The following is a 23,496-nucleotide window of genomic DNA, read 5'->3' as shown; positions in this document are numbered from 1 at the left end:
GCTACATCCGATGCCGCAAGGCCGGTCTATCGCGCCACCAGGTGGTTGCCGTTGCCGCTCTTGTCCAGGACCCGCCGCACCGGATCGCCATCGGCCGTCACCGGCACCACCCCGGCCGCGTCCTGGTACAGCGTCGAGAGGTCGGATGGATCAAAGAGCGCAACCGGATCATAGGCGAGCGCATGCGGCGTCAGGGGCCGGGGAAACGGCGAGCTGAGGCCAAAGGGGCTGAGGTCTGCAAAGTCACGCATGATCGACCATAACCTCGACATGCGTGTGCCCGAGGCTCTTGCCCCAGAGCCGGTTTCCGGCCGCCCCGCTGATATCCGACAGGTCAGAGACGCGTTCGCCCTGCCCGGTTCCATACCGCCAGCCGGTTTCGGCGGCGGCGGGCTGCGCGTCAGTGCCACGGCGCACCGCGATCACGCCGTCGAGGGCCTGGAACTTCGCCCCTGCGAGCGCGTCGCCAGAGGTCAGCTCAGTCCAGGTATCCGGTTCAACCGTTACAATTTCTTGGCTTCGTGGCATCGTTTAAACTCCTGTTAAAGCAGTGGTGAAGGCCGCGTTAAAGGCGGCGGGATAAAGCAGGTTTCCCAGAGGCAGCAGATTGGTCATCGCACCAGCCATTCTTCAACGCTGGCGCTCACGTCGCGCATCTTGATCCAGCGCGCGCCAACTGGTTGACCTTTGAGCAGCCGCAGCTTGCCCACCAGCCCCACAAAGTCCCACTCAGGGCGCTCGCTGCGCGGCTGATAGGCTTCCGCCGGATCAAACGCCGGGTTCAGGCACCGGCGCTGCTGAGTGACGCGCACGGCGTCGTCAGGCACGGTAACGCCATCAGGAACCTAGTCTGCGGCGTAGCTATGACTGACCGGCTCATCGGCCATCTCAGTCCACGAAACAGACTCGTAATCTTCCCAGATATAGGACCCGAAGTCGTCGCGCAGGTACTTCTCTTTCCAGCGTTCGATGTCACTATCGCCAATAACAGTAGGGTTGGCGGAGATTGCCCCAAAGGGGTCCTCGCCCGCCAGCGCCGGGCGGATCTTGTCACCGTCCAGAACAACCGTAGTGCCACGTCGATCCTCGCCGGTCGGGTTGCCGTCCAGCCACTCGAAGAATTCCGCGAAGTCGGCACCGCCGCCCGCCCAGGTGCCATCCGTAGTGTTAAACCCGTCCCCACGGATGACTGTTTCCAGATCAGCAGATGCACCTGCGTTTGATACACACCGCAAAAAATCAAAGTCGGACGAACCGGCCCGGTTCACCCACGCGCTAATTGTACGACGCGCAAACGAAGCGTGCGTATTTCGCAGGTAAAGCGCCCCTGACAACTCTTCATCGGAAAAAACGTTTAGTTTGTCATAGGAGGCATCACCACCAACTGACAAAGTTCCGTTTGCATTGCACATGTAGCTATTCACATTCCCACCGAGGCGGTGATTGATGTTCGTGCCACCATTGCCCTGCAAAATATCGAACGTAACATCGCCGGTTGTGTTTGTGTCACGGAAGAACCGTATCCCGGCCTTTGCTGTGCTGTCAGGCGGGATAACGTCAAAGTCGAATACGAATTCGCCCGTTGATTCAATCTGCAAATACCCTGCGTTTTCAGTCTTCTGGATATAGATTACATCGTCAAAGGAAGCGTTGTCCGGGGTGATCAAGGGAACCCAGTCAAGCCACTCATCATTGTGCTTCGTTCGGATGTAAATCTGGTTCGTGTTACTCGGGAATACCAGTTGGCTCGCGCGACCGATCTGATTTGCAAGGGTCAGTACTGCCCCGGACCCCACCCCGGACGGGACAGCCCCATTGGTAGACCCGGCGATGCGCCCAAACCCCGACGGAGCCGTATCCATGTCCAACACGCTTGGTGCCAGTTCATCAGCCTTGACACCAAGCCCGAGCGCACCGAGGCGCAGGAGCTTTCCCGCCGTCAAGTCCAAGGGGTCAATCTGCACAGCATCTCCAGTGGCGACACCCCCAGTAAGATGCAACTGATCTGTGCCACCGGCGACAAGCGCGAGCGCATTTGAAGCAGCCCGCCTTAGCCCTGTGTCGCGATCAGCATCGAACGTGATGCCCGGTGCGGCCTCTGTACCGTTGTTAAACCGGCCCTGCCCCACCGTGTCATAGACCCCCTGATAATTTCCGATCAGCGCCTGAAGGGCTGCGGTCAGGTCAAAATTCTGCGATCCGGTCGGAAACGCCGCGTAGGTCTGCGCGCCCGCCGTCGCGCCCTGATAGGCGGTTTTGAGGGTGATCGACGTGTTGCTGTTGACCGTCAGGATCTCATAAGTGCGTCCATCCGGGCCGACGAACCCCCACCCGTTCTGCAACGACCCAAACCAATTGGTGCCGCTGCCTGTAACCGCCACGCTGCCATTCGTGACGCTAACTGTGCCTGTACTTACCCAAGCCATGGCTCTTTCTCCTTATGTGACCTCGTAGACGGTCCATTCGATTGTTGGATTTTGGAATTCGACGTCGCCGAGGGCTTCCAGTGAAATTGCAAGGTAAAGGCGCTGGTCGGTTGCCGACGACCACCAAGGCGTCACAAGCTGGTTTGGGTCTCGGCTCCACTTGTTCGTGGGCGCAGGATTACCGCCGCCAAAGCCGTTCCAGCGCGCGCCGGGCTGGATTGCAGCCTCCAACGCCCAGAATGTGTTATTCGGGTCGAAGCCAACGCCTGCAGTCGCCCCCGATGTGATCGCAGCCGTCGCGACCAGCGCCACCTGGTTCGCCTGCCACACGTCATTCTGGCCGACCCGGATCCCGGTATTCACAAACGCCCACCGCGCACCGTCCGTGACAATTCCCGGCACCGTAAAACTGCCCGAGGCCAGAGTAAGCGGGCGGCTGATGACCAGGCCCGCCACCTTGATATTGCCGTTCTTGAAATTGATCTTCACCCCGGATGTTGGGCGACCGTCCGCGTCCTGGGCGTAGTCGTCGCTCGCAAGCGTGTCCGAGATCTGCGCGCGCCCAATTGCGGCGTGGCCGATGTAGGCGTTTTCCATGTAGACGCCCGGCGGGAAGTATAGACCGCAAAAGGCGTGGCCGCCCCGTTCCCCTTCGGCTTGGAAATCGTGAAGGCGTCAGCGTCAAACGCAACCGTGCTGTCAACTTCGCCGTCATCGTCCGCCTTGGAGGCAATCACCATGCCCGAGACCACGCCGTTGACGTTGACACTCAGCATATGGCGACCAGACATGCCATCGACACTTTCGGCCACGGTTTGCACTGCAGTTTCGTTTTCGCCCACGGTTGTCGAAAGCGTTAGCAGGGATTGCGCCTGCGCAGAAATGCCGTCCTCGGTGTCTTTCACGCGGGTCTTCAGGATAGCCGTCGATCAACGCGTCGGCATCGGCGATGGCCTGATCAGCCGTGTCCTGGACAATCGCCCCGGTCGGGGTTTCAGCCCGATCCGTCAGGGAAATCGGCAGGCCTTCGCCATAGCGATCACTCAGGTCTTCGACGGTGGTATAGGGCATTTGCCTGCGCTCCGAGAGGTGAGGGAAATGGCCCGGCGACGCGAAGGTCGCCGCCGGACCGAGGCTCCGTTGGCCGGAGCAAAAGCGGCTCTTGTGGGCAGAGTTGGCCGCTTATTCGGAAACCACCTCGATGCGCTGGGTCAGCAAGCGCGGTTCTTGTTCCAATGCCGCCAGCTCGTCGTCACTGAGGTCGGCGAGCGGAATACGCAGGCCTACGCATTCAATCGCAAATGGCTCAGCAAGCGCGGGCTGAAACCAGACACGCTATCGGTGATCTCAGTGCGAGGCGACAGTATGGAACCCGACCTGAACGATGGTGACTTGGTGCTGATTGACCTAGGCAACACCGAGCTTTCAGACGGCAAAATCTATGCCGTCCAATACTCGGGCAACTTGTTCGTGAAACGCATTCAATATGTCCCTGGCGACACTGTGCGGCTCGTTAGTCGCAACGCGCAGTACTCCCCAATCGAGATCAAGACGCCAGAGGCCGACGGCGTCCGGGTCGTCGGGCGCGTCGTCGCATCAATGCACGAATGGTGACGCTGCGACAGCCTTTGATATTGCGCAAAACCCATCAAGAGAGATACCGTCAAAGTTGCTTTAAGACCGCCTTTGAAAATCTATTGAAGAAATTTATTTATGAAAACAATATTTGAGACTGCGACCAAAGACCTATCGGGTTTTGATTTACTTCCCACCGATGATGAGCTCTCGGCCATTCTGAGCGATCCAGACTATCTGGTATCCGAGCTCATTTCTGGCGTTGAAATACAAGCCTACCTGCAAGCTGATCGATACCGCAGCTTCGACTACGACACGTTCGTGGGGAAACTTGATGCGGGGGATACCTACCAAATTCGTTTGGAAGTGGACGACACCAGCCACTTTACCAGCAACCGTGCGATTACAATCTACGAAGAATCTGGCCGGTACGTTGACCTGGTTTTGAACAATCATGGCGACCTTTTTGACGATGAGAACGCAATCTGGACAGACGAGTTCAGCGCCGGTTCTGGCGGGCAGTTTCTTTTCTTCACAAAAATACGTGAGGCAAGCACGCCGGGGGCACACAACTATTCCCTAGAACTCGTCAAGACCGTTGACGTTGATCCATTTTCGCTTGTCCTTGCCCCAACCGGGAACGGTGGGGTGGCCACTTTGTCGGTCGGCGACCAACCTGTCTCGGCAAATAGCCGTGTCCAAATCAACGTGACTTTCGCGAACCCAAATATGGACTTGGACGATGTCTCGCTTAGCACATCTGGGAGCATTTCCAGCTATCAGTCCTCAAACGGAACGAACACCACTGTCAGTATTACAGCGTCTCCCGCATCAGCGGTCGAGATGAGTGATCTGCTCAGGTTTACCTTCTCAGGAACAGACATAGCGGGGAGCGTCGAGATTTCCAGTATCCGCGTTTCAGTAAATTTCGAGACAGCGCCAATCGAAGTGTCTGGTACGTTGACCACTCCCGGAAACCTGACGGTTCAGGGGACGCGCCGTGCTGATGAACTGGCAGGAGACATCGGGGACGATACAGTGTCAGGCCGCGGAGGCGACGACACAATCTCCGGACACGCTGGCGACGACCTCCTGCAAGGCGGGGCGCGGCACGACACGCTCAACGGCGGAACCGGAAACGATACTCTGATGGGCAACGCCGGGAGCGACGCGCTGTTCGGTCAAACTGGCAGCGACCTAATGAAAGGCGGCGGAGGGCGCGATACGATCTACGGGGCTTCCGGACGCGACGTCCTGGTTGGCAACGGTGGCAACGATAGCTTGGTCGGAGGATCTGGAAACGACACGCTCTCCGCCGGTGCAGGCTCGGATCAACTGATCGGTGGCGCAGGCCGAGATCGACTCGCCGGAGGCAACGGAGAAGATACGTTGCAAGGCAGCGGCGGCTCCGACTTTCTGGACGGCGGGAAAGGAAACGATCTCTTGGAAGGAGGCGGCGGGCGCGACCGGTTCGAGTTCAATAAGAAATCAGGCGAGGACCGCATCGCAGACTTCCAGGACGACATTGACACTATCTTGCTCGACACGGGTCTTTGGCGCGGTGACCTCAGGAAATCACAAGTCGTCGAGGAGTTCGGGAGCGTTATTGAAGATTCGATACTGTTAGACTTCGGACGGGACAGTTTGCTAATCGAAGGGATCTCCGACCTTTCGACCCTAGCCGATGATCTCAAATTCATTTGAGAAATAGTCCCCGCGTCTAGTGCGTACATAAGTCGCCCCCTTGACGGCGGCTATACAATGTTAGCCATGCCTCCAAAACCAAGCATGACAGCCTGACTTTGGAGCATTTTGTGCACTTGCTGCGGACCAACCGCGTTGCTTTCAAAAGAGGTCCGATCACCGACGCGGCGGGCGAGGAAAGGGCGGACAACGGCCATTCGCTGCAATTCGCGTGTATGACAGCTATTCCACCGAGCTTTCTGATTACTCTGACTTGGTCTGTCCCGCACTAAGGACGTCGAGCAGGGGGCAATCTGGTGTGTCCGAGCCGGTGCAGCGTGCGATTGTCTGAGCGAGCACGGTCTCGATCACTTGGAGATCGCGGATCTTGTCGCGCACTACCTCGAGATGGTGGCGCCCCATCCGCTCGACCTCGGCACAAGTGTGGCTGCCGCGATCGACGAGAGATAGCAGCCCGCGGATCTCTTCCATAGTAAAGCCAAGGTCCCGCGCGCGCATCACGAAGTTCAGCCGCTCCACATGTGCCGTGCTGTAGCGGCGATGGCCCGATGCGGTGCGTGGCGGATCAGGCACCAGGCCGACATTTTCGTAATAACGGATCGTCTCGAGGTTGCAGCCGGTCAGCCTGGCCAGATCGGAGCGTTTGAGCTCGCTCGCGGGGGCGTGATCAGCCGACATGAAATTTCTCCTTGATCCTGTAGCTGCTACAGACCCTATCTTGTCAGTCATCGAACGACAACAGGGTGACACGATGACGATCGAGACGAACGATACCGAACGTTGGGAGGGCGACAGCCCCGACAGGACCGGATGGACCGCCACTGGCGCCGGGGTGCTCGGGGCGCTGGCGATGACCTCCTGCTGCATCCTGCCGCTGGTCCTGGTTAGCCTTGGCGTCACCGGGGTCTTCATCGGCCAACTTACAGCGCTCTACTCCTACAAGTGGATAACCCTCTCCTTCGCCTTGGCGGCGCTCGGCTATGGATTCTGGAAGGCTTACCGACCTGTGTCTGCCGAGGACTGTGGCACCGGGGTCTGCGCGCGCCCGGTGGATCGCGGCCTGATGCGCGGACTGCTTTGGGGTGCGCTGGCCGTGGTGCTGCTGGCCTTGGTCTTTCCCTATGTCGCGCCGCGCATCCTAACCTTCTGATATCGGAGCCCATCATGAGACAAGTGTTACTCGCTGCCATCCTCTGGATCTCGCCGACCGCGATCTTTGCAGCCGAAGCCGAGACCCGCCTGCACGTCACTGGTCTGACCTGCCCCTCGTGCAGCTATATCGTCGCCACTGCGCTCAAGCGCGTGGAGACTGTGGAGATCGCGGAATTCCTCGAGGGCGAGGCCGAGGATGGCGTTTACGTCCTGCACTATGACGATCTCGCCACCGACCCGGACCAGCTGATCGCCGCCGTCACCGGAGTGGGCTATGGAGCAACAGTGGCCCAGGAAGACGTCTCGTGAGCGAGCGCGAGACAAACCCCAAGGACGACCGCATGCTGAAATACGGGCTGATCGGCACCGTCCTGGTGGCGCTGTGCTGCTTCACCCCGGTCCTTGTGGTCCTGCTGGGCGCGGTCGGGCTCTCGGCCATGCTGGGCTGGCTCGACTTCGTGCTCCTGCCGGCGCTGGCAGTGTTCATCGGCATCACCATTTTTGCGCTCTGGCGGCGCCAACGCACGAATTGAAGAGAGAATGATATGAAAGATTGCTGCACTCCCAAGGGCGGTTACGATCTCGCTGTGATCGGCGCTGGTTCGGCCGGATTTTCGGCCGCCATTACCGCCGCCGAAGCCGGGGCTCGAGTCGCGCTGATCGGCGATGGGACGATTGGCGGGACCTGCGTGAACGTGGGCTGCGTGCCCTCCAAGGCCCTGATCCGCGCCGTGGAGGGCCTTCACCACGCCCGCGCCGCCAATCGGTTTGACGGCATCAGTGCCGAAGCCAGCGTGACTGATTGGACTGCGACGGTTGCGCAAAAGCAGGCGCTCGTTGAGGAGTTGCGCGCGGCAAAATACGCCGACGTGCTGCCTCGGCACGAGAACGTGGACTACATCGAAGGTCGCGCCCGGTTCGACGGCAAAGGCAGTCTTACCGTAGACGACGCGGCGTTCCCGGCAGCGAAGATCGTTATCGCCACCGGATCGCGTCCCCACGCGCCCGCGATCCCCGGCATTCAGGATATCGGCGCCCTCGACAGCACGTCGGCGCTGGAACTCACCGTTCTACCCGCCTCAATGCTGGTCCTCGGTGCGGGCTATATCGGCGTGGAGTTTGCGCAGCTCTTCGCCCGTGCCGGTGTCGCGGTGACGCTGGTCAGCCGCCGCGGTGTGCTGCCCGAGGCCGAACCCGAGATTTCCGAAGCACTGGAGGGCTACCTCGCTTCCGAGGGTATTCGCTTGGCGCGGGTCGCCGGCTACGAGAGCGTGGTGCGCGACGGCGACGGCCTACGTTTGACCGGTAACGGGGGTGAGAACTTCATCGCCGAGCGACTGGTGCTTGCCACCGGGCGGGTGCCGAACAGTGATGGCTTGAACCTCGGCGCGGCCGGGATCGTGACCGGCGCGCGCGGCGGCATCGTGGTGGACGCGCAGATGCGCACCACCAACTCGAACGTCTGGGCCGCTGGCGATGTCACAGGGCGCAACCAGTTCGTCTATATGGCGGCCTACGGCGCCAAGCTCGCCGCCCGGAACGCGGTGGCGGGAGAGGCACGCAGCTACGACAACAGCACGATGCCCTGGGTCGTGTTCTCCGATCCGCAGGTGGCGGGCGTGGGACTGAGCGAGGCACAGGCCCGCGCCGCTGGACACGAGGTCCTCACCTCGGTCCTGCCGCTCGACGCAGTCCCCCGCGCGCTTGCCGCCCGCGACACGCGCGGTCTGATCAAGCTGGTGGCCGAGGCAGGCAGCAAACGCCTGCTGGGGGCGCAGATCCTCGCCCCCGAGGGCGCAGACAGCATCCAGACCGCTGCGATGGCGCTGAAAGCCGGGCTCACCTACGAGGAGTTGGGCGATACCATCATGCCCTATCTCACGACAGTGGAAGGGCTGAAGCTTGCGGCCCAGACCTTCGAGAAGGACGTGGCCGCTCTCAGTTGCTGCGCTGGGTGAAGGCATGAGCGGAAAATCGAAGCGCGACCTCCTCGGTTCGACTCTCGGCGCCGCTCTTGCCTGGTGGTTGCCGATAGGTGCCATGGTGCTGGCGATTCCACTGCCCGATGGACCCAAGATGGGGATCTGGTTGCTGGCATTGGTGTGGATGGGAAGTGCCTGCCTGTTCAATGCCCGGCGCTGTGGCCGGGTCCATTGCCGCTACACCGGGCCCTTCCTGCTGGCGATGACGCTTCCTGTGCTGGGCCATGGCACGGGGCTGGTGCCGCTCGGAGAGGACGGCTGGCGTTGGCTCGGCATTGCGACGGGTGGAGGCACTATGGCGATCTGGGGGCTGAGTGAACGATTGATGGGTCGCTATCGTTGAACGCGTAAGCGGCCCCAGACTGACAAGCATGAACGAGGAGCACATATGACCGAGACACTCGACCTGATCGTCATCGGCGCCGGCATGGCCGGGATCAACGCCGCGAAAAAATGCAGCCAGGCGGGTTGGTCCGTCGCCATCGTCGACGAGCTGCCTTATGGCGGCACCTGCGCACTCCGGGGCTGCGACCCGAAGAAGATGCTGCGCGCCGGCGCCGAGGCGGTGGAGGCCGTGCGGCTGCTCGAAGGCAAGGGCGTCGCAGGAGAGACCAGGATCGATTGGCCCACGCTGATGAAGCACAAGGAGAGCTTCACCGACCCGGTGCCCGAGAGCATGGAAAGTGCGCTGACAGAGGCCGGGGTGAAAACGCTACATGGCCGCGCGCGCTTCACCGCCGAGGACCGGATCGAGATCGACGGCTACGGCGAGATCGCCTTTCGCCGCGCACTGATTGCTACGGGCGCAAAGCCGAGGCCGCTGAAATTTCCCGGTGCCGAGCGACTGATCGACAGCACCGATTTCCTGAACCTCGCCGAACTGCCGCGCCGGATCGCCTTTGTCGGTGGCGGCTACATCTCCTTCGAATTCGCCCATATCGCCGCGCTGGCGGGAGCTGAGGTGACAATCCTCGACCGCGGCGCACGCCAGTTGAAGATGTTTGACCCCGAACTCGTAAAGATGTTGCTCGAACGGAGCCGCGAAGCCGGGATTAAGATCGCGGCCGAGGCCGAAATGGAACGGATCGAGGACGCGAATGGGGCGCGCCGGGTGCTCTACCGCAGGGCCGGTCAGAGCCATTCCATCGAAGCCGATCTCGTCGTTCACGGTGCAGGTAGGGTGCCTGCCATCGACCATCTTGACCTTGCGGCTGCCGATATCGAAACCGAGCACGGTGGCGTGAAGGTCATGCCTTGGCTGCAATCTCCGTCGAACCCACGCATCTATGCGGCCGGAGACGCTGCCGCCTCGCCAGGAAAGCCGCTGACCCCGGTAGCTGTGTTCGAAGGTAAGATCGCCGCCTCCAACATGCTGAAGGGCAAGCGGACTGAACCCGACTACACTGGAGTGCCGAGCGTGGTGTTCACCATACCCGAGCTGGCGCGGGTCGGGTTGCTCGAGGAAGAGGCGCGAGAGGTGGGTGATGTGGAGGTGAGCTTCACCGACACCTCGGGCTGGTTCTCGCAGAAGCGCATCGGTGAAACACATGCCGGTGCGAAGATTATCACCGGCAAGGATGGCAAGATCCTCGGAGCCCACATGTTCGGCCCGGAGTATGCCGAGCTGATCAACGTCTTCTCGCTGGCGATCAAGCTGGGGCTGACGGCGGCGCAGGTGAAAGCGATGCCTGCCGCTTACCCGACAGGGGCTTCTGACTTGGGGTCAATGTTCTGATGGTGCAACGGCTTTCCGTTGCGCACTCCTTCATGTTAGTAACACCCCGGAACCGGACCTTCGCGACTCGATATGTGAAGGTCCGCTACGGGCCGAGAGCACTCATGGCCCGTATCAAAGCGCAACGGATTTCTGTCCCTCATACCCGTACTCACTAGATCAGAGGGTAGCTGTCGGCACTACGAAGACTGCGATGCGTCTTCATTGCCGGAAATGACAAGTTTTTCCCAATCGTCCTCGGAAAGTGCCGCCCTGAGAACAGCATCCACTTCAGGGAGATAGGATTGCCACATAGGTCTCCCGTCCATGGCTATGTCGGGCGGGTGCCCCTCCATTTCGCACAAGGTACGGGCGGCACGCTATCTTGGGGATTGAACTCTTCGGGGCATGGCTTTCTCTCCAATAACCTCCCGGCATGATATGCTAAAATCCAGAGTTCGTTTAGCCAATTCGGGTCCCAGTTCCACGACGAACCTAATTGATGCAGAGTAAGGCCTCTTCATTGAATACAAACGAAAAACTGGCTTCTGGGACCCAACGCCCCAACTGGGCGGGCAAGGTCCCAGTTCCGAAGCCTTCCAGGGCGCAAAAATGCCCTTCAGAGGTTGCCTCGAAACGCGTTTGAAGCCTTATTTAAACGGGTTTTATGGGAGGCCGAGCTACAGCACAGCCCTTACGCCGAAACGATGCTCATGGTCCCAGTTCGCGCCGATTTTCGGCCTTACTGCAAAACTGAACATAAGGGCGCTTATCGACCGCCCACCTCGCCAAACGCCTTATTTTATTGGCCTTCCGAGTTCTTCCGATTTCTTCGGTCTTCTTCCGGCATCACTGTAAATAAGTCTGTCACCCTACAGTGGTGGAAGTGGTGAGTTTCAAACTGGTGCCGGGCGTAAGCGATGCCGACTATATCGCAGCAACCCGCAAGACAGCGGAATTTATCGGAGGGCTCCGGGGGTTCATCGACCGGCGGCTGTCAAAGGGCGACGATGGCGTCTGGATGGACTATGTGATCTGGACCGATATGACCGCCGCCCAGGAGGCCAGCGCCAAGTTCCCGCAGGCGGAATGCACCGCCGACATCATCCGCATGATCGATCCGGCAACGCTGGTCATGCGGCATGAGCGGCAGATGTGGGTGTCCGAGCCGTCCTTGGCGATGGGTTAGGTCCGCCCCTCGCGCCCGTCCCGGCCAGACCGATGCCGCCCGGGTTTTCGGATTGGCCGGGGCGGCGCAACCGGCGCCGCTGTCTTCTCTTGACCCGGCAGGGCGGCGCGGGCGAAAGATATTTTCATGCGCCGCACCGACCGTCTCTTTGAAATCATCCAGATCCTGCGCAATGGAAAATTGCACCGGGCGCAGGATATCGCTGCCCGGCTGGAGGTCTCGACCCGCACCATCTATCGCGACATGGACACGCTGATGGCCTCCGGGGTGCCGGTCGAAGGCGAGCGCGGCGTCGGCTATATGGTGCGCGAGGCGATCACCCTGCCGCCGCTGACCCTGACCCCGGCGGAACTGGAGGCGCTGAACCTCGGCATGGCCATCGTCGCGGAGGCCGCAGATACCGATCTCAAGATGGCCGCCGAATCCCTGGCGGCCAAGATCGACGCGGTCCTGCCGACTGAAACCGTGGCAGAGGCCGACAGCTGGAAATTCGCTGTCTACCCCTTTGCCGATGTGGCGCGCGGTCTGGCCCAGATGCCGACGCTGCGGGCGGCGATCAAAGCGCGCCAGAAACTCTTTTTGCGCTATCGGCGGATCGACGGGGTGCTGACAGAGCGGGTGATCCGGCCCTTGCAGATGGAATATTGGGGGCGCGTCTGGACGGTGACCGCCTGGTGTGAAACCCGCGCCGCGTTCCGGGTGTTCCGGGTCGACCTGATCGAGACCGCAGAGGCGCTGCCGGAATTGTTCGTGGACGAGCCGGGCAAGCGGTTGCAGGACTATGATCCGATGTGCGAGCACGAAGCCCGGGGCTAGCCCGCACCTGCACCCCGTCTTGGCCCGCTAGCCGAGCTCGAAACTGGTCACAGCAAAGATCAGCTCCGGCGCCACCCGAGGTGCTGCCCCCCGGTACATCCGCGCCGTCTCGAACACCGGCTGCAACCCGAGATCCTGCGCCAGCGCCACCGCCGCGCCATGCGGTTCCGGCACGTCGAGCGTGACCTGCGCCGACGCCGGGATCTGCGGCAACAGGACCGCAAGCAGCGTCTCCGCTGCGGCGCGCGAGGTGGCGACCAGCGGGGCGATCTTCACCCCGTCGTGACAGGGCCGCAGCGTGGCAAAGCCCGAGAGGGTCGCACCGTCATGCACCGCATAACTCAGATGGCCCGGCGCGCCGAGCCATTGCGACCAGAACGCCGGACGCGGGGCGGGAAACACCCGCGCATCCAGCGCCGCGACCTCGGCCGTCAGGGCCGCCAGCGGCGACACCCGCAACCCGTCGTGGGCCGCCGGCTGCGCTGTCACCGCTCCGCTGAAACGGATATTGCGCCAGGCGAACGCAAAACCCGACCGGCGGTAGTTCTCCTGCTGGTCCACAACCCCATCGAGGCCAACCGTACGCCCCCCGGCATGGGCCAGGGCGCGTTGCCACAGGGCGTAGCCATAGCCCTGCCCCCGGACCGCCGCGTCGACGATATAGAACCCGAGAAAGGCAAAATCAGAGCCGTAGTTGACCACCGAGATACAAGCGACCATGGCACCGTCCACAAATCCGCCCCAGAAGCCTTCGGGGTCCTGGGCGGCGAAACAGGCGGCATCGGCGTGACCGGGGTTCCAGCCCTCGCGGGCGGCCCAGGCGACGGCCTGGTCGATCTCGGCTGCGGTCAACGGGCGAATGTCGATGGGAGCGTCAGTCATCAGGGCGCCATTTCTTTCAGCGTGGGAAGACAAAGCAGCGGTTGCGGGGCACGGTCAGCCACATGGCCCGCCCTTCGGCTGGCAGGAACACATTGGGCACCGTCGCCTTCAACACCGAACCGTCAAAATCCATGCGGAATTCCACCAGGCTTTCATTGCCGAGAAACCGCGCCCGCTGCACCACGCCGCGCGCCGGGACGCCCTCGGTCGTGGTGGCCTCAGGGCCGCGGCCGTTGCGGTCAAAGTCGATGCGCACATGCTGCGGACGAAACACGATCTCCACGTTGGTGCCATCCGGCATGCCGGGCGCCAGGAACTGACCAAACGGGGTCTCGGCCAATGCGCCGTTGACCTGCGCGTGCAGCAGATTGACATCGGAAAAGAACGCCACGGCTGCCTTGTCGGCGGGGCGGGTGTAGACGTTGTAGGGCGCGCCCTGCTGGACGATCTTGCCATCCCGCATCAGCGCGATCTCATCCGCCATGCGCATCGCTTCTTCGGGTTCATGGGTGACCAGCAAAACGGCTGTGTCTTCTTCTTTGAGGAGGCTCAGGGTTTCATCCCGAATGCCGTCGCGCAGACGGTTGTCCAACCCCGAAAAAGGTTCATCCATCAGCATGATCTTGGGCCGGGGCGCCAGGGCCCGCGCCAGGGCCACGCGCTGCTGTTCGCCGCCTGACAGCTGATGCGGGTAGTCATCAATGTATTGCCCAAGCGCCACCCGATCCAGCAAACTTTGGGCCCGCTGGCGTTTGCTGTCCTTCGCCCCCCTCAGACCAAAGGCCACATTATCGCCGACACTGAGGTGCGGAAACAGGGCAAAGTCCTGAAACATCAGCCCGATCTCGCGCCGCTCCGGCGGCACCCGGTGGAGGGTGTCGCAGATCAGCCGGCCATCAACGTAGATCTCGCCCTCGTCCTGCATCTCGACCCCGGCGATCATGCGCAGCGTCGTCGACTTGCCGCAGCCCGACGGGCCGAGCAGACAGGTCACCTGCCCCGGCAGGACCCGAAGCGAGACATCATCCACCACCGCGCGGCCCTCGAAAAAACGGCGCAGGTGTCGGATCTCCAGGCGGGGCGTTACCTCGTGACCGGTGGCCTGCGGGGCGGGCGTCTTGGGATCGGGCATTCTGATGGCTGTGTCCTGCTGGCTGGGGAAACGGTCGAAGGTGGGCGGATCGCCTTGCGCTGATACCTGCGCTGATACCAAGGGGCATCAGACCACGCAAGCCGCCGCCGCCCGCCCGTCGCGGGGCAGCGGCGGTAGTCGCCCGGCTCAGCCCTGCAAAGCCACCTCGGCTTCGGCGCGGGGCACACCGTTGACCAGCAGGGTCACGCGATGCGCGCCCGGCACCAGCGTGAAGGTCGAGGCCTGCGCCCGCAGCGGGTGGAATTTGCTCAGTTGCAGCCCCTTGGGGCCAAGCTGGCCGATCTTCCATTTGAACACTTTGGTGCTGGATTTGCCGCCGGGCCGCTGGAACTGAATGGCATAATCCACCAGAACACGGGCGCCGGTCGGCCCCTGCAGATCACAGGCAATGGCCAGCTTGTCGCCGATCCGCACCTCTTGGGGCAAGGTCAGCTGCGCGGTCACTGCCAGATCCGGATCGTAGCCCAACAGCCGCAGCGCATCGGGATCACCCGCCTTGACCAGACCACGCAGCGCATGAGAGGTGACCCAGGCCAGTTCCTTGTCCGTCTGCAGGCCGCGCGCTTGCCAATCGGTCAGCCGGTCGATGACGATTTCCGGTGCTTTCTTGGCAATATCATTGAGATGATTGGCCACCGACCGGGTGACAAACCGCGCCGGATCGCCGTGCAACCGGTCAAGGATCGGCGTCGTCGCCGTCAGGGGCAGATCCACCGCCAGCCCCCAGGGGAGCCGTGGCCGGGTGCCTTCTGTCGCCAACCTGCGTACATGGTAGTTGTCATGATCTGTCCAGCCCAGGATCCGTTCCAGCACCGGTTCGGGCCACTGTTTGAGCAGCGGGCGAATGGCATACTCCATCGAGAACCGCTGGGTCAGCGCCTCCAGCATGTCCAGGGCCAGCGGCAGCTCCTCTGGCTGCCGGGTCAGCGCGGTCACCCACTCCCCGAGCGGGGCAAAGATGAAATCGCCAAAGTCATCGTCTGTCCGGCTTGGGTCCAGCGGCGGCGGCAGAGCGCGCAGGATCACCGGCGCAACCGCGCTCAGCGGGCCGGGAACATGCGCGGCCAATTGCTCTGCGATCCAGTGGATGCGCGCCTTCAGCTCCAGATCGAGCAGCCGCGCCATCACGTCTTCTTCAAAGGCGGACGCGTCAAAACGGAGATCCGCCCCCGCGAAAAGACCCGCCAGATAGCGGATCTTGTCGATGTTAAAGAGCTGATCCTTGAGCGAGAACGCCTCTGCCATCGGGCCGCTCAGATCGTCATGTTGGTGGCACCGCCATCCAGCAGGATGTTCTGGCCGACGATAAAGCCCGCGTGTTGCGAACACAGGAAGGCGCAGGCGGCGCCGAACTCCTGCCGGCTGCCGTAGCGCCCCGCGGGGATGGTGGCGGCACGCTGCGCGCGGGCCTCGTCAAGGCTGATCCCCTTGGCCTCGGACACGCCGGTATCGAGCGAGACGGCGCGGTCGGTGGCATGGATGCCCGGCAACAGATTGTTGATTGTCACCCCCTTGCCCGCCACCTGGCGCGCCGTGCCCGCCACGTAGCCGGTCAATCCGGCGCGGGCAGAGTTCGACAGGCCCAGCACCGCAATCGGCGCCTTGACCGACTGCGAGGTGATATTGACGACCCGGCCCCAGCCCTTGTCCATCATCGCCGGCATCAGCGCCTTCATCAGCGCGATCGGGGTCAGCATATTGGCATCCAGCGCCTTGATGAAATCTTCGCGTTCCCAGTCGCTCCATTGGCCTGGCGGGGGACCGCCGGCGTTGGTGACCAGAATATCGACCTCGGCCGCCTGGGCGATCAGCGCCTCGCGGGCGGCGGCATCGGTGACGTCACAGGCATGGGTTTCAACCGCAACGCCAAAGCGGCTGCGCAGATCGGCGGCGGCGGCCTCCAGCGCGTCAGAGCCGCGCGCGTTCATCACCAGATCAACGCCCGCCTCGGCCAATGCCTCGGCACAACCCAGCCCCAGACCCTTGCTCGATGCGCAGACCAGCGCGCGTTTGCCGCGAATACCCAGATCCATCCCGATCCTCCCCTTGATTGACGGTTGCGCGGTGAAACTGGCAGGCTGCGGCCGGCTTGACCAGTGATCATGCGGCGGTGGTACAAAGTTTTTTCCCACCTCTGCCCGGATCTTGCCGTAGTGTGAACCTATCGTTTACGAATGACCATCCAGACTTGTTGCGCCCTTCGCCATCGCGGACGGCGCATCGTCCGGGGGCACCCTGACGCCCTGATGCAACCAGAAAGCCAGACTGACGTGACACGGGAGACCGCCTCCATCCAATCCGTACCGGCCTACCCGGCCGAACGGTTTTGCGTCGAATTCGGTGTCAATTCCGGCGAACCGCTGGGGGTGATGGATGAGCTGGTGATGGATGACATCTACGAGCTGACGCAGGACTGTGCCCCCCGCCGGCTGAGCCTTGCCGCCTGGCGTGATGGCGCGCTGGCGGTGGATGGCGACACCGAACTGGGCACCCCCGGCGCAACGTTGCACCTGGATTGCGCGGTGACCTTAATGCCGGAACTGGGCGACAGCATCGACGCGCTGGTGCTGGTTCAGGTGGATGACGCGGGGATGATCGACGCGGTGTTCCTGGTGCCGCAGGCGCCCTTGCTGGCCCAGACCGGCTATCGCCTGTTGAAGGCTGACCGTTTGAGCGCCCGCCAGACGCTGGCGCAGATGGCCTGCGTGTCCTTTACCCGTGGCACCCGGATCACACTGGGCACCGGGGCGCAGGTTGCGATCGAGGATCTGCAGCCCGGCGACCGGGTGCTGACCCGCGACAGTGGCGTCCAGGAGGTGACCTGGATCGGTCGCAGCACCGTGCGTGCCGTTGGCAGCATGGCGCCGATCCTGATCCGGGCCGGTGCGCTGAACAATGCCGCTGACCTGCTGGTCAGCCCCGATCACCGGCTGATGGTCTATCAACGCACCGACGAGATCGGCGCGGGCAGCCCGGAAATACTGGTCCGCGCCCGCGATCTGGTGAATGGCGATACGGTGGTGGTGCAGGACGGCGGCTTTGTCGACTATTACCAGATCCTGTTTGACCGGCATTACATCATCTACGCAGAAGGCATCGCGGCGGAATCGCTGCTGCTGGATCCGGTGACGGAAGTCACCCTGCCCGATGCGCTGCGGGACGAGGTCCGCCGCCGTCCGGCGCATGGGGTGCGTGCGGATCATGGGCTGGACATCAGCCGCAACCAGCAAAACCGCCCCGATCTGGTCGAACTGCTGAAACGCGCGTCGCTGCGCTAGCCCCGCCCGGCTTGCCCGGCCCGGTGGCACGGGGCTCCCTTGCAAGAGAGGCCTCTGCGGCGGAAGCCCTTGCGATGGCGGACGCGTGTCAGAGAACACTCTACGACACTGACGGTGACACTAAGCACGACTTTACAGGACTGAGCATGCCGCCCGGTCCTGTTGATTTTCGCCAATTTTGGCTAGCTGGTGTTCTGTCTGGCTAGTGCTTTTTCTGACTGCGGGCAAATCCTGCCCCTTCGTTCACACCGGCCATAAAGGCCTCTGCGACCGAGGGCGCAGTTGCAGCGTGGCCATTGGGATGGGCCACATGCGGCGCGCCCGACCGGGCCGCCCCAGCGACATCCGACAGATCCTCGCCCACGGCGGATTTCAACAGCAGGAATACGCCAGACATTCCGAACCACAGACAGGTCAGAATCAATCCCGCCATCGCATGTGTCTGACCGGAGGCCAGCAGGGCCGAATACAACGCCGCCGACCCAAAGCCCGCACCGACCAGGGCACAGAGCCCACAAAGGACCGAGAACAGGACCCGGCGCGCACCGCGCCGGGCCTTGGATTTCAGATGTCTCAGCATCGGGTTAGCGACGGTTGCTGAGAAAACCCAGCGCAAAGCCAAGACCGGCCGCGATGGCGGTTGCCGCAAGCGGCTGGGCGCGCACGGCGTCTTCGGCCTGACGCGTGACCTGCGCGGCACCATCGGCAATGGCCTGGGTTTGCTCGCGTGCGGTATCGCGGGCGGCCACCTTGGCCCGTGTGGCGCGATCCTTGGCAAGGTCGGACACAGAGCGGGTCAGCGCGGACATATCAGCGCGCAGCACTTCCATCTGAGCGGCGATATCGTCGGTCGAGGGGGCGGTTTGATCTTTCGGCATCGGAAAGCTCCTTCCTGTTCAATTCGTGTTCGACTGGTCAACGTCCGGGCCCGCGCCTTGTTCCCGACAGATGCGAAAAAAAATGCGCCCGCAGCTATTCCCCACAGGCAGGATCGGCGTTTGCCTGGCCTGCCCCGGCGCCGTTGCCAACACCGCTTTCCCTTGCCTCGGCTGCGGTTTCTGGCTAAGGCCAGCGTCATGTTGGACACGCCTCAGAACCGCCCTGAATTGCCGCCGGAAATCGCGCGGCGCCGCACGTTTGCGATCATCTCGCATCCGGATGCCGGCAAAACCACATTGACGGAAAAATTCCTGCTTTATGGTGGCGCGATCCAGATGGCTGGACAGGTGCGCGCCAAGGGCGAGGCCCGGCGCACGCGATCCGACTTCATGCAGATGGAAAAGGACCGGGGCATCTCCGTCTCGGCCTCGGCGATGTCGTTTGATTTCCAGAACCTGCGGTTCAACCTTGTCGACACGCCCGGTCACTCGGATTTTTCCGAAGACACCTACCGGACGCTGACGGCGGTGGATGCGGCGATCATGGTGATCGACGGCGCCAAGGGGGTGGAAAGCCAGACCCAGAAGCTGTTCGAGGTTTGCCGCCTGCGCGACCTGCCGATCCTGACCTTCTGTAACAAGATGGACCGCGAGAGCCGCGACACCTTCGAGATCATCGACGAGATCCAGGAAATGCTGGCCATTGATGTCACGCCGGCCAGCTGGCCGATCGGGGTTGGGCGCGATTTCATCGGCTGCTATGATCTGCTGCGTGACCGGCTGGAGCTGATGGACCGCGCAGATCGCAACAAGGTCGCCGAGAGCATCGCCATCGAAGGTTTGGAAGACCCCAAACTGGCCGAACATGTGCCCGCGCATCTGCTGGAAAAGTTCCTCGAAGAGGTGGAGATGGCGCGCGAACTGCTGCCCGCGCTTGATCCGCAATCCGTGCTCGAAGGACATATGACCCCGATCTGGTTCGGCTCTGCCATCAACTCCTTCGGGGTGAAAGAGCTGATGCAGGGGATCGGTGATTACGGCCCGTTGCCGCAGGTCCAATCGGCCGAGCCGCGCAAGATCGCCCCCGAAGAAACCAAGGTCGCCGGTTTCGTGTTCAAGGTTCAGGCCAATATGGACCCCAAGCACCGCGACCGCGTCGCCTTTGTCCGGCTCGCCTCGGGGCATTTCAAACGCGGCATGAAGCTGACCCATGTGCGCACCAAGAAACCGATGGCGATTTCGAATCCTGTGCTGTTCCTGGCCTCGGACCGCGAATTGGCCGAAGAGGCCTGGGGCGGCGATATCATCGGCATCCCCAACCACGGCCAGCTGCGCATTGGCGATACGCTGACCGAGGGCGAGGCACTGCGCGTCACCGGCATTCCGTCCTTTGCGCCAGAGCTGCTGCAGGGCGTGCGCGCGGGCGATCCGATGAAGGGCAAACACCTGGAAAAGGCGCTGATGCAATTTGCCGAAGAAGGCGCGGCGAAAGTGTTCAAACCCGCGATCGGCTCCGGCTTTATCGTCGGCGTCGTGGGCGCGCTGCAGTTCGAAGTGCTCGCCAGCCGGATCGAGATGGAATACGGCCTGCCGGTGCGGTTCGAGGCCAGCCAGTTCACCTCGGCCCGCTGGGTCCATGGCGACAAGCTGGCAGTGGAGAAATTCGCCCAGGCCAACAAGCAGCATATCGCCCATGATAACGACGGCGACGTGGTTTATATGACCCGGCTGCAATGGGACATTGACCGGGTGCAGCGGGACTATCCCGACCTGCAGCTTTCTGCGACCAAGGAAATGATGGTCTGAGATCGCGGGCGCCCTGTTGCAGGGGCGCCCGTTTTGCATGGCGCGCGACGACCACATGAGGAGCCTGAACCTGTGACGCAGACATCAGCGCAAGCCGCAAGCTGGGGCCTTGTCGCGACCATCAAGGCCGAGGCGGAACAGATCCTCGACTTTGCCGCCTGGCATCTGGAACAGGGGGCGCATCGGCTGTTTCTCTACCTTGATGCGCCCTGCCCCGACGCGCTGCCCCATCTGAGGGCGCATTCAAAGATTCGGGTGATCGAGACCGACGTCGCCCATTGGCAAAAGCGCCGGGGCGGAGTGCCGCCAAAACATCAGGCCCGCCAGAGCCTGAACGCCACCCGCGCCTATCGTCGTCAGGCCGGTGATGTGGACTGGCTGATCCATCTCGACGTGGATGAATTCCTGTGGTGCGGCGACAGGATTGCCGAGGTGCTGACCGCCCTGCCGGCGGATACGCTCTGCGCACGGGCGCGCCCGCTGGAGGCGCTGGCGGGCGAGGCCGAGACGTCGGCGGACAGTTTCAAGGCGCGTATCCCGTCGGGTCCGGAGCAGGACCACACCACAGAGCGGCTTTATCCCCGGTTCGGGCGCAACCTGCGCGGCGGTTTTGTCAGCCATGTGCAGGGCAAGCTGTTTGTGCGCACGGGCCTGGCGCCGGTCGAGCTGCGGATCCACAACGTCTTTGTCGATGGCGCGGAAAACCCCGGTCACTGCGAACTGCCCGCGGTCGATCTGTGCCATCTACACGCCGAGAGCTGGGCCCAATGGCTGGCGCAGTATCGCTACCGGCATCAAAAAGGATCCTACCGGGCGGAAATGGCGCCCGCACGCCGGTCGGACCCGACGTCCTGTAACCTGCACAGCCTGTTTGCGGCATTAGAAGCCGAACAGGGAGAGGCGGGGCTGCGCGCCTTTTTCGATGAGGTCTGCGCCAACAGCGACGATCTGCGCGCGCGGTTACAGGCAGAGGGGCTGTTGCGGCACCGCCCACTGGCCCGCCACGCGGCGCGGCAGCGACAATTTCCACAATATGGCTGAACTGTTTCCCAAAAACTGCAAATCAGCGCGAAGTCAAACGGATCTCCGAACTTCACCCGCGATCATTTGACCGTATCTCGCATTTTTGCTATGTGCCCGGCATCCGGGGACAAACTGCATCTGCAAGAGTTCGACTGATACCGGCATAAACACACACGCGCGGGCCAGGTCAGTGTCCGCAAAAACGGACGCATATGACAAAATTCACCGATCTGAACCTTAATCCCAAGGTCCTCAAAGCGATTGAGGAAGCCGGATATGAAAGCCCGACCCCCATTCAGGCCGGGGCCATCCCAGCCGCATTGGAAGGACGTGATGTCCTCGGGATCGCTCAGACGGGCACCGGCAAGACGGCCTCTTTTACGCTGCCAATGATCACCCGACTGGCGCGCGGTCGCGCCCGCGCCCGGATGCCCCGGTCGCTGGTGCTGTGCCCGACGCGCGAACTGGCGGCTCAGGTTGCTGAAAACTTCGATACCTACGCAAAACATGTGAAATTGACCAAAGCGCTGCTGATTGGCGGGGTTTCGTTCAAGGAACAGGACGCGCTGATCGACCGTGGCGTCGACGTGCTGATTGCCACGCCCGGCCGCCTGCTGGACCATTTCGAACGTGGCAAACTGCTGCTGACCGGGATTGAGATCATGGTGGTGGACGAGGCCGACCGGATGCTCGACATGGGGTTCATTCCCGACATCGAACGCATCTTCGCGCTGACGCCCTTTACCCGCCAGACGCTGTTTTTCTCTGCCACCATGGCAAGCGAGATCGAGCGGATCACCAACACATTCCTGTCCGCACCCGAGCGGGTAGAAATCGCCCGTCAGGCGACGACCTCCGAGACGATCAAACAGGCCGTGGTGATGTTCAAGGCCTCTCGCAAGGACCGCGAATCGACCGAGAAACGCCGGGTTCTGCGCGAGCTGATCGACCAGGAAGGTGACGCGGTCACCAATGCCATCATCTTTTGCAACCGCAAGACGGATGTGGATGCCGTCTCCAAGTCGCTGAAGAAATACGGCTATGACGCGGCGCCGATCCATGGCGACCTGGATCAGAGCCAACGCACCAAAACGCTCGACGGTTTTCGCGAGGGCAAGCTGAAGATCCTGGTGGCCTCTGATGTGGCTGCCCGTGGGCTTGACGTGCCATCGGTCAGCCATGTGTTCAACTTTGACGTGCCGGGCCACCCGGAGGACTATGTTCACCGTATTGGCCGCACCGGCCGGGCCGGACGGTCTGGCAAGGCGATTACCATCTGCAGTCTGCGCGACGAAAAATCGCTCAATGCTGTCGAAGGTCTGGTGCAACGAGAGATCACCCGGTTGGAAAACCCGGTGAAATCATCCGCTGCCGCGCCGAAGAAAGCCGACACCGCCGACGCGGAGACTGGACAGGCCGACAAGCCTGCACGGCCGACCCGCCGCCGCACCACCAGCAAGTCCAGATCAGCCACGACAGAGGCTGCTCCGGTGGCGGCACCGGCACAGCAGGCAGAGGCGACAACACCGGCACCAGAAGAGGCTGCAGCCCCCGCAGCCGCGGCCCAGTCTGAGCCAGCACCGGCAAAGCAGGAGCCGGCGAACTCTGATGCAAATCGCCACACAAGCGCCAAGTCCGACCCCAAGGCGCAAGACGCCGGCAGCGCCAACTCCGGCCCCAGCAAATCCAGCAACAAATCGCGTTCGCGCGGCCGCAAGGATGATCGTCGCGACGACCGTACCGTTGTCGGCATGGGCGATCATATGCCCAGCTTCATCGCGCTGAGCTTTGCTGAACGGCGCACCGGCTGACCGGTCACGGCCCGCTTTTGAGAGATGTCAAACCGCCCCTGCTCCGGCACGGGCGGTTTTTTCTTGCCGCATCTGCGGCTGGCGGAGGCCGGTCGGGGACACGACAG

General features: G+C 62.3%; 26 protein-coding genes and 1 pseudogene. 14 read left to right on the top strand and 13 right to left on the bottom strand.

Annotated features, from left to right (window positions below; genetic code table 11):
* Positions 1–26: 26 nt before the first annotated feature.
* The 6 genes and pseudogenes from TRIHO_RS06900 to TRIHO_RS24400 all read right to left on the bottom strand — a co-directional run bounded on the left by TRIHO_RS06900 (position 27) and on the right by TRIHO_RS24400 (position 3,497).
* A complete protein-coding gene (locus tag TRIHO_RS06900) occupies positions 27–251 on the bottom strand; it encodes a hypothetical protein (RefSeq protein ID WP_068241561.1) in 225 nt (74 codons plus the stop codon).
* Complete coding sequence (locus TRIHO_RS06895; RefSeq protein WP_068241559.1) at positions 244–528, bottom strand: hypothetical protein; 285 nt, start codon at positions 526–528, stop codon at positions 244–246. The genes TRIHO_RS06900 and TRIHO_RS06895 overlap by 8 nt, the downstream gene beginning before the upstream one ends.
* An 83-nt stretch (positions 529–611) precedes the next feature.
* A pseudogene (locus tag TRIHO_RS24410) lies at positions 612–1,862 on the bottom strand (peptidase G2 autoproteolytic cleavage domain-containing protein).
* Positions 1,863–2,438: 576 nt separating this feature from the next.
* Positions 2,439–3,023 (bottom strand): hypothetical protein, encoded by a 585-nt coding sequence (locus TRIHO_RS06880; protein ID WP_068241554.1) that lies wholly within the window; start codon positions 3,021–3,023, stop codon positions 2,439–2,441.
* A complete protein-coding gene (locus tag TRIHO_RS24405) occupies positions 2,912–3,202 on the bottom strand; it encodes a hypothetical protein (protein WP_456300657.1) in 291 nt (96 codons plus the stop codon). The genes TRIHO_RS06880 and TRIHO_RS24405 overlap by 112 nt, the downstream gene beginning before the upstream one ends.
* Positions 3,138–3,497, bottom strand: coding sequence for a phage protein Gp36 family protein (locus TRIHO_RS24400; protein ID WP_082705051.1), 360 nt, complete (start codon positions 3,495–3,497; stop codon positions 3,138–3,140). The genes TRIHO_RS24405 and TRIHO_RS24400 overlap by 65 nt, the downstream gene beginning before the upstream one ends.
* Here TRIHO_RS24400 and TRIHO_RS24135 point away from each other — a divergent pair.
* Positions 3,381–4,040: a S24 family peptidase gene (locus tag TRIHO_RS24135; protein ID WP_408646183.1), complete on the top strand. Its 660-nt coding sequence runs from the start codon at positions 3,381–3,383 to the stop codon at positions 4,038–4,040. The two genes, TRIHO_RS24400 and TRIHO_RS24135, sit on opposite strands and share 117 nt — an antisense overlap.
* Before the next feature lie 99 nt (positions 4,041–4,139).
* Positions 4,140–5,705, top strand: a complete 1,566-nt coding sequence (locus TRIHO_RS23665) for a calcium-binding protein (protein WP_068241552.1) — start codon at positions 4,140–4,142, stop codon at positions 5,703–5,705.
* Positions 5,706–5,948: 243 nt separating this feature from the next.
* Here the strand turns inward: TRIHO_RS23665 and TRIHO_RS06865 are convergent, their stop codons facing one another.
* A complete protein-coding gene (locus TRIHO_RS06865; RefSeq protein WP_024099322.1) occupies positions 5,949–6,383 on the bottom strand; it encodes a MerR family transcriptional regulator in 435 nt (144 codons plus the stop codon).
* Between the two features lie 73 nt (positions 6,384–6,456).
* On the opposite strand from TRIHO_RS06865, the gene TRIHO_RS06860 reads away from it, so the two are divergent.
* From TRIHO_RS06860 to TRIHO_RS06825, 8 genes are all read left to right on the top strand, one after another.
* Positions 6,457–6,855: a mercuric transporter MerT family protein gene (locus TRIHO_RS06860; RefSeq protein WP_024099323.1), complete on the top strand. Its 399-nt coding sequence runs from the start codon at positions 6,457–6,459 to the stop codon at positions 6,853–6,855.
* A 14-nt stretch (positions 6,856–6,869) separates the two neighbouring features.
* Entirely contained in the window at positions 6,870–7,166 is a 297-nt protein-coding gene (locus TRIHO_RS06855) for a heavy-metal-associated domain-containing protein (RefSeq protein ID WP_024099324.1), read from the top strand.
* A 32-nt stretch (positions 7,167–7,198) separates the two neighbouring features.
* A complete protein-coding gene (gene merF, locus TRIHO_RS06850; RefSeq protein ID WP_081731463.1) occupies positions 7,199–7,390 on the top strand; it encodes a mercury resistance system transport protein MerF in 192 nt (63 codons plus the stop codon).
* Between the two features lie 12 nt (positions 7,391–7,402).
* Positions 7,403–8,815: a mercury(II) reductase gene (gene merA, locus TRIHO_RS06845; RefSeq protein WP_024099326.1), complete on the top strand. Its 1,413-nt coding sequence runs from the start codon at positions 7,403–7,405 to the stop codon at positions 8,813–8,815.
* Positions 8,816–8,819: 4 nt separating this feature from the next.
* The gene (locus TRIHO_RS06840; RefSeq protein ID WP_027238612.1) at positions 8,820–9,182 is read left to right on the top strand and encodes a hypothetical protein; all 363 of its coding nucleotides are present in this window, start codon (positions 8,820–8,822) and stop codon (positions 9,180–9,182) included.
* Positions 9,183–9,227: 45 nt separating this feature from the next.
* Positions 9,228–10,574, top strand: coding sequence for a dihydrolipoyl dehydrogenase family protein (locus TRIHO_RS06835; protein WP_024099328.1), 1,347 nt, complete (start codon positions 9,228–9,230; stop codon positions 10,572–10,574).
* Between the two features lie 868 nt (positions 10,575–11,442).
* Complete coding sequence (locus TRIHO_RS06830) at positions 11,443–11,742, top strand: hypothetical protein (protein ID WP_232367725.1); 300 nt, start codon at positions 11,443–11,445, stop codon at positions 11,740–11,742.
* Between the two features lie 126 nt (positions 11,743–11,868).
* On the top strand, positions 11,869–12,558 hold the full coding sequence (locus tag TRIHO_RS06825; protein ID WP_068241548.1) for a helix-turn-helix transcriptional regulator: 690 nt from the start codon (positions 11,869–11,871) through the stop codon (positions 12,556–12,558).
* 27 nt (positions 12,559–12,585) lie between these two features.
* On the opposite strand, the gene TRIHO_RS06820 is transcribed toward TRIHO_RS06825, so the two are convergent.
* The 4 genes from TRIHO_RS06820 to TRIHO_RS06805 form a co-directional block, all read right to left on the bottom strand.
* Positions 12,586–13,440 carry a GNAT family N-acetyltransferase gene (locus tag TRIHO_RS06820; protein WP_068241545.1) on the bottom strand — a complete coding sequence of 285 codons (855 nt, stop codon included), beginning with the start codon at positions 13,438–13,440 and terminating at the stop codon, positions 12,586–12,588.
* A 16-nt stretch (positions 13,441–13,456) separates the two neighbouring features.
* Positions 13,457–14,572 carry an ABC transporter ATP-binding protein gene (locus TRIHO_RS06815; RefSeq protein ID WP_068241542.1) on the bottom strand — a complete coding sequence of 372 codons (1,116 nt, stop codon included), beginning with the start codon at positions 14,570–14,572 and terminating at the stop codon, positions 13,457–13,459.
* 147 nt (positions 14,573–14,719) lie between these two features.
* Positions 14,720–15,838, bottom strand: a complete 1,119-nt coding sequence (locus TRIHO_RS06810; RefSeq protein ID WP_068241540.1) for a hypothetical protein — start codon at positions 15,836–15,838, stop codon at positions 14,720–14,722.
* An 8-nt stretch (positions 15,839–15,846) separates the two neighbouring features.
* Complete coding sequence (locus TRIHO_RS06805) at positions 15,847–16,626, bottom strand: SDR family oxidoreductase (RefSeq protein ID WP_068241538.1); 780 nt, start codon at positions 16,624–16,626, stop codon at positions 15,847–15,849.
* 213 nt (positions 16,627–16,839) lie between these two features.
* On the opposite strand from TRIHO_RS06805, the gene TRIHO_RS06800 reads away from it, so the two are divergent.
* Positions 16,840–17,871, top strand: a complete 1,032-nt coding sequence (locus TRIHO_RS06800) for a Hint domain-containing protein (RefSeq protein WP_068241536.1) — start codon at positions 16,840–16,842, stop codon at positions 17,869–17,871.
* 202 nt (positions 17,872–18,073) lie between these two features.
* Here TRIHO_RS06800 and TRIHO_RS06795 read toward each other — a convergent pair whose 3' ends face one another.
* Together TRIHO_RS06795 and TRIHO_RS06790 are read right to left on the bottom strand one after the other, a co-directional pair.
* Complete coding sequence (locus tag TRIHO_RS06795) at positions 18,074–18,451, bottom strand: hypothetical protein (RefSeq protein WP_068241534.1); 378 nt, start codon at positions 18,449–18,451, stop codon at positions 18,074–18,076.
* Between the two features lie 4 nt (positions 18,452–18,455).
* Positions 18,456–18,749, bottom strand: a complete 294-nt coding sequence (locus TRIHO_RS06790) for a DUF883 family protein (protein WP_068241532.1) — start codon at positions 18,747–18,749, stop codon at positions 18,456–18,458.
* A 198-nt stretch (positions 18,750–18,947) separates the two neighbouring features.
* On the opposite strand from TRIHO_RS06790, the gene TRIHO_RS06785 reads away from it, so the two are divergent.
* The 3 genes from TRIHO_RS06785 (at position 18,948) to TRIHO_RS06775 (ending at position 23,389) form a co-directional block, all read left to right on the top strand.
* The gene (locus TRIHO_RS06785; protein WP_068241530.1) at positions 18,948–20,555 is read left to right on the top strand and encodes a peptide chain release factor 3; all 1,608 of its coding nucleotides are present in this window, start codon (positions 18,948–18,950) and stop codon (positions 20,553–20,555) included.
* 72 nt (positions 20,556–20,627) lie between these two features.
* Positions 20,628–21,596, top strand: a complete 969-nt coding sequence (locus tag TRIHO_RS06780; protein ID WP_082705050.1) for a glycosyltransferase family 2 protein — start codon at positions 20,628–20,630, stop codon at positions 21,594–21,596.
* 194 nt (positions 21,597–21,790) lie between these two features.
* Entirely contained in the window at positions 21,791–23,389 is a 1,599-nt protein-coding gene (locus TRIHO_RS06775) for a DEAD/DEAH box helicase (protein WP_068241527.1), read from the top strand.
* The last annotated feature ends 107 nt before the right edge of the window (positions 23,390–23,496 follow it).

Source organism: Tritonibacter horizontis, from assembly GCF_001518015.1.
Classification (GTDB): domain Bacteria; phylum Pseudomonadota; class Alphaproteobacteria; order Rhodobacterales; family Rhodobacteraceae; genus Epibacterium; species Epibacterium horizontis.
This window is presented reverse-complemented; position numbering and strand designations above follow the sequence as displayed.